Consider the following 5,621-nt stretch of genomic DNA (forward strand, 5'->3'; position numbering starts at 1 on the left):
CCAGCCGGTCGGCGACCTCGTCCTGGACCATGACCAGGCCGTGGCGGAGGCTCGGGAAGTGCTGCAGCAGGTGCAGGACCACCGGGACGGCGACGTTGTAGGGAAGATTCGCCACGAGCGCGGTCGGCTCCACGGGGAGCTCGGTGACCCGCATGGCGTCGGCGAGGACCAGATGGAAATTCCCGACGGCGTCCGGCCGCCACTGGGCGACGGTGGCAGGGAGTTTGCCGGCGAGGACCGGATCGATCTCGACGGCGACGACCGAACGGGCGGCGTCCAGCAGGCCCAGGGTGAGGGACCCCAGCCCGGGCCCGACCTCCAGGACTGTCTCGTCCGGGTGGATGTCCGCGGCCGCCACGATCCTGCGGATGGTGTTGCCGTCAATGACGAAGTTCTGCCCGAGGGTCTTGGTGGGGCGGACGCCGATCTCCTCGGCCAGCCTGCGGATGTCCGAGGCGCCCATCAGGGGTGCGGGGGCGCCTGCAGGCGTGCTGGTTGGCGCACTGCCTGGCGCGGAGGGGGTCGGTTCAGTCACCTAGGTATCCTATCCCGTTGCCCGGCCCGGGCATGGCGAAGGCCGGGTCCGAAAAACCGGACCCGGCCCGTGCCGGACTTCCGCTGCCGTGGTCAGCCGCTGCGGAACCCGCGCTGGTTTATGCCCGTCAGCCGGAGCCAAGGCTCCGGCGTGGCTCCCCTAGCTTGAGGCAGCCCAGCCGCAGCCCCACGGCTGCAGGCCACGCTGAGCGTAGACGCGGTTGGCGATGTCGATCTGCTGGGCCTTGCTGGCCCCGGCCGCATTCGGTGCGTACGCGCCGCCGCCGGAACCGAGCCAGGTCCGGACGTCGAACTGCAGGCCGCCGTAGTAGCCGTTGCCGGAGTTGATGGACCAGTTGCCGCCGGACTCGCACTTCGCGATCTTGTCCCACATGGCTTCGTTCATCATGGCCGGGGCCGCGGCACCGGTGTTGGCGGCCTGGGCTGCCGGCTTCGGCTTTTCCTTGGTGCCGATGGTGACCTTTTCGGTGACCGGCTGGGTGCTGACGGACTGGGACACCAGGGTGCGGGAGGCTTCGCGGCCGTCGACCAGGACCAGCTTGAAGCTCTTGTTGATGGTGCCGGCGACGCCCGCCTGGGTCACCTTCTTTTCACCCTTGGCCATCGCGGCGTCCTCCGAGGTGAGGGTTTCGAAGGGCACGGACTCGGTGGCGTCCGCCGTCTTGCTGACGTCCACGCGGGAAACCTTGATCACCATGTCGTTGACCACCGGCGCGTTGCCCGGCTGCGAGACGCGGTCGCTCGCGGCCAGCGAGATGCCGGCGTCGGAGAGGAGCTGGGAGACGTTGGCGGCCGTCGTCGTGGTCTTGTCGGCCTTGCCGTCAGCGACGATGCTCACGGTCTTCGGCGTCGAGATGGAGACGAAGGAACCGGAGACCGCGAGCTGCGCGTCCTTCGGAACGGAGAGCTCGGAGGAACTGGCGACGCCGAGTTCCGTCACGAGGCCTTCGACGGTGGGCGCGGTGGTGTTGATGGTCCGCTCGGCGCCGTCCAGGCTGACCTTGACGGCCTTGGCGAGGTTGACGTTGATGACGGTGCCGTCCTGTACATGGGAGTCCGCAGCAGGCGTGACCCGGTCGGAGGACTGGAGTTCAAGGCTGGCGCCCTTGACGACCTGGCCGACAGTGCCGCCGAAGGTCTGGACGGAACTCACTTTGCCGTCGACGTTGAGGGTAACTGTCTTGTTGTTGCCGACGAAGGCGACGAGCCCCAGCACCAGGGCGACGAGCACCACGAGTTGCGTGCCGACCTTGACGAAGCTGAACTTGCCATCCGATGTAAAGAACTTGACCACGATTGCCCGTATCTTTTGGACCATCCGGGCACGGGGAAAGTGCACAGTCCCACCCGCCGCAGACAGCCCGGAGGCGGCACCGGAACGGTGCGGTGTGTCCGCGGCAGCTGTGTGCACTGCCACACTCACAAACGAGAGCGCGCCCATGGTTCGTTGGCCACGATGCGCGCCCTGCAGGAGTGAAATTATCCGAAGGCCTTCCCCGACCCCGGCTAATAGTTGTCCACTGTAACCGGAGCGTTATAAAGCGTCCAACAAATTGTGCATACCAGGTATCTACTCCGTCGGGTTTATTTTCGTCACATCAGTCCCAGGATCCGTATGCCCGCACCGTATTTCCGGCAATCCGGGAGCACAGTTCCGAGAGCTCCCATCCAGTCAATTCGGCCATGGCGCGGACGGTGTAGGGGACCAGATAGCTGGCGTTGGGACGGCCCCGGTGAGGATGCGGGGTGAGGAACGGGGCATCGGTTTCGACGAGGATCCGCTCCGGCTCGGCGATGGCCAGCGCGGCCCGGAGGTTGGCGGCGTTCTTGAAGGTCAGCGTCCCGGCAAAGGACATATACCAGCCCTCGCTGTTGCAGATCCGGGCCAGGTCCTCCCCGCCGGAGAAGCAGTGGAATACGACCCGCTCGGGGGCGCCTTCCTCCCGAAGTACCTGCACAACGTCATCGTGGGCATCACGGTCGTGGATTTGCAGTGTCAGCCCAAGGCGTTTGGCGATATCGATGTGTCGGCGGAAGGAGTAGCGCTGGTGGGCCAGACCCTCACCCTCGGTGCGGAAGAAGTCCAGGCCCGTCTCGCCGATGGCCCGGATCCGCGGGTGCCCCGCGAGGGCCTCGATCTCGGCCAGGGCCTCCTCCAGTTCGCCACGGGCGGCGTAGTCCGGCGCGTCATTGGGGTGGAGGGCGACGGCGCCCAGCAGCCGCCGGTCCAGCTCCACCGCCTGCACGGTGAACCTGGACGATTCGAGGTCGCACCCCACCTGCACAGCACCCTGCACCCCTACGGCTTCGGCGGCATCCAGGGCGTCGGTGATGCTGACCTTCAGCTCGTTGTGGGGGAAATCCAGGTGGGTGTGGTTGTCCATGACCGGCACAGGAAGCGGTTCCGGCGCCGGCGGATATCCCTGCCTGCCGGTGCCATCGCTGCCGGGCGCACGGAAGGGGACGGGAGTAAGGGGGGTGCTCATCTTTCAACCTTATCGGCGGTCCCCCGGCCGGATGAACCGTCCCAGCGCAGGAGTTAACCTGACCGCGCTATCAGCCGGCCGGAAGCCTGCCGGAGATTTACCCGGAACTCTCTGTCAGGCCCGGCAGTTGTGTTAGTACTCTGTTCTAAAGACTGGCTGCCGGACACCGGAAACAATCAGCGGCCAGGAACGGAAGGCTAGGAATCAACGGTCAGGAACACAGGCATACACCCGACGAGTGGCCCGGCAGGCTCCATGCCGATCCGACCCGGGAAACCACCAGGGCTGAAAGGCTACCGATGGACTACCACCGCATCTCCCTAGACGAAGCACTCCCTGAGGGGCAGGAGCTCGGGGACGACTCCGCTGCGGCTGGGCTCCCGGCGGCACTGCTCCCCGCCCAGGCACCCGCGGCGATGGATGCTGAGGCGTTCCGCTCCGCCAGCGAGCGCATCCTGACCGCCATCAACACCGTGATCGACGGGAAAGCGGAAGCGGCCAAGCTGGCACTGACCGTGCTGCTGGCCCAGGGCCACCTGCTCCTGGAAGACGTCCCCGGGGTCGGCAAGACCCTCCTCGCGAAGACCCTCGCCCGCACCATCGACTGTTCCGTGAGCCGCATTCAGTTCACCCCTGATTTGCTCCCGTCCGACGTCACCGGCGTGTCCATCTACAACCAGGCGTCGAGGTCCTTTGAGTTCCGGCCCGGGGCGGTGTTCGCCAACATCGTCATCGGCGACGAAATCAACCGCGCCTCAGCCAAGACGCAGTCTGCCCTGCTGGAATGCATGGAGGAACACCAGGTCACCGTGGACGGCAAGTCCTACAAGCTCGACGAGCCGTTTATGGTGGTGGCCACGCAGAACCCGATCGAAATGGAGGGGACCTATCCCCTCCCGGAGGCGCAGCGGGACCGCTTCATGGCACGGATCTCGATGGGCTACCCCGACAAGGAAGCCGAGATGGAAATGTTGGAAACCCATCAGGCAACGTCCCCACTGGCCAAGATCACCGCCGTCGTCACGGCCGCCGAGGTCGCGTCCATGATTGCCACGGTGCGGCAGGTGTACGTCTCCCAGTCGATCAAGGAATATACCGTGTCCCTGGGCCGCGCCACGCGCGAAAGCGGGATGCTCCGGCTCGGCGCCAGCCCCCGTTCCATGCTCCAGTTGCTGCGCGCGGCCAAGGCCACGGCGGCCCTGGAGGGCCGGGACTTTGTGCTGCCGGACGACCTCGTCAGCGTGGCGGAATCCGTTCTGGCCCACCGGATCATCCTGGACCGCAAAGCCGTGAGCACTGGCGAGACCGCCCAGAGCGTTATCCGTGCCATCCTGGCGAAGGTCCCGGTCAGCCCGGACCTGGCGGCCACCCCGGCCGCCACGCTGCCGAACCGCCGCTAGGGTGGCCCTGCCGTGGCGCTGAAAGACCGGTTCCCGAGGCACATCTTCACGACACGCGGCTGGGGACTGCTGGGGGCGGGCGCGGTGTTCCTGCTGGCAGCCCAGGTGCTGGGGCGCCGGGACCTGCTGGCGCTGGCCATCCTGCTGTTCGTCCTGCCATTGCTCTCGCTGGCCGGAACCCGCCTGCTCAAGCCGAACTTCAGCGTCTACCGGGAGTTCACCCCTGCCAGCGTCGAAACGGCGGCCACGGCTACGGTCCGTCTGGCGGTGGCCCGGACGGGCGTCGACTCCGGCCACGCACTCATGGAGGAGCACCTCCCCGCCCGGTTCGGCGAATCCCCTGTTTTCCGGTTCCCGGCCCGGTCGGCCGTGGGCGGGACGAGCCGCTACGAGTATCATTTGCGCTCCGGGAAACGGGGCCAGTTCCTGATCGGGCCGGTCACGGCCGAGTTCAGCGACCCCTTCGGGCTGTCCCTGCACCGCCACGCCATCGACGACGGCGACATCCTCACCGTGACGCCCGCCGCCGTCGAACTTCCCGTCACCGGACTGGCCGGCGCCAGGGGGCACGACGGCGTCACCGCCACGCGCATCCGGGCCAACCCGAGTGACGACGACGTTATGACCCGGGAATACCGCCACGGTGATCCGATGCGCCGTGTGCACTGGGCGGCCACGGCACGGCATGGGGAGCTGATGGTCCGCCAGGAGGAGTCCGTCACCACGCCGGAAGCGACCATCATCCTGGATCAGCGGCTGTCGGCCTTCACGCGGGGCGCCTTTTCGGCCGGCTCGAATGCGCACGCCCACCATCCGTTCGGCAGCCCCCGCGGGACGGACCGCGGGACGGACCGCGGGACGCTTCACCGCGGTGTCCCCCTCGCGGACGGCCACGAACCCGTGACCAGCGACGCCTTCGAGTGGGCCGTGACGGCCGCCGTGTCCATCGGCGCCCATCTTGCCGAGCGCAACTATGCGTTGCGTTTCCTCGACGCCGCCGGCGAGCCCGCATTCCAGCACTCGCCGTCCGCCCCCGAGCCGGGCGCCGAAGAGTACCTCGGCGCACCGGGGCTGCAGTCGGTCGCCGAAAGCCTGGCCGCGATCCACCTCACCGGCCCCCACCACATCCGCAGGGACGCCAAGGAGGCTGCCGGCCCCAGGACGCCGGGCCGGCGGCACC

General features: G+C 67.6%; 4 protein-coding genes and 1 pseudogene (1 of these 5 cut by a window edge). 2 read left to right on the plus strand and 3 right to left on the minus strand.

What is annotated here, in order from left to right:
* From rsmA to K789_RS0114010, 3 genes and pseudogenes are all read right to left on the minus strand, one after another.
* Window positions 1-463: pseudogene (rsmA, locus tag K789_RS23165) on the minus strand (16S rRNA (adenine(1518)-N(6)/adenine(1519)-N(6))-dimethyltransferase RsmA); it reaches 387 nt to the left of the window's first position.
* Between the two features lie 231 nt (window positions 464-694).
* Window positions 695-1,873, minus strand: coding sequence for a resuscitation-promoting factor (locus K789_RS0114005; RefSeq protein ID WP_237739607.1), 1,179 nt, complete (start codon window positions 1,871-1,873; stop codon window positions 695-697).
* A 280-nt stretch (window positions 1,874-2,153) separates the two neighbouring features.
* On the minus strand, window positions 2,154-3,041 hold the full coding sequence (locus K789_RS0114010) for a TatD family hydrolase (protein WP_024367299.1): 888 nt from the start codon (window positions 3,039-3,041) through the stop codon (window positions 2,154-2,156).
* A gap of 299 nt (window positions 3,042-3,340) precedes the next feature.
* Between K789_RS0114010 and K789_RS0114015 the strand changes: the two genes are divergently transcribed.
* Together K789_RS0114015 and K789_RS0114020 are read left to right on the plus strand one after the other, a co-directional pair.
* A complete protein-coding gene (locus K789_RS0114015) occupies window positions 3,341-4,441 on the plus strand; it encodes an AAA family ATPase (protein ID WP_024367300.1) in 1,101 nt (366 codons plus the stop codon).
* Window positions 4,442-4,453: 12 nt separating this feature from the next.
* On the plus strand, window positions 4,454-5,621 hold a 1,168-nt coding region (locus K789_RS0114020; RefSeq protein ID WP_024367301.1), incomplete at its 3' end, for a DUF58 domain-containing protein.

Origin of the sequence: Arthrobacter sp. TB 26, from assembly GCF_000427315.1 — a bacterium.
GTDB lineage: Bacteria > Actinomycetota > Actinomycetes > Actinomycetales > Micrococcaceae > Arthrobacter.

What these genes read in the sequence shown, in the direction of transcription:
- K789_RS0114010 (WP_024367299.1), bottom strand. Translation starts at nt 3,041, where the DNA reads ATGAGCACCCCCCTTACTCCCGTCCCCTTCCGTGCGCCCGGCAGCGAT.
- K789_RS0114005 (WP_237739607.1), bottom strand. Translation starts at nt 1,873, where the DNA reads ATGGTCCAAAAGATACGGGCAATCGTGGTCAAGTTCTTTACATCGGAT.
- K789_RS0114015 (WP_024367300.1), top strand. Translation starts at nt 3,341, where the DNA reads ATGGACTACCACCGCATCTCCCTAGACGAAGCACTCCCTGAGGGGCAG.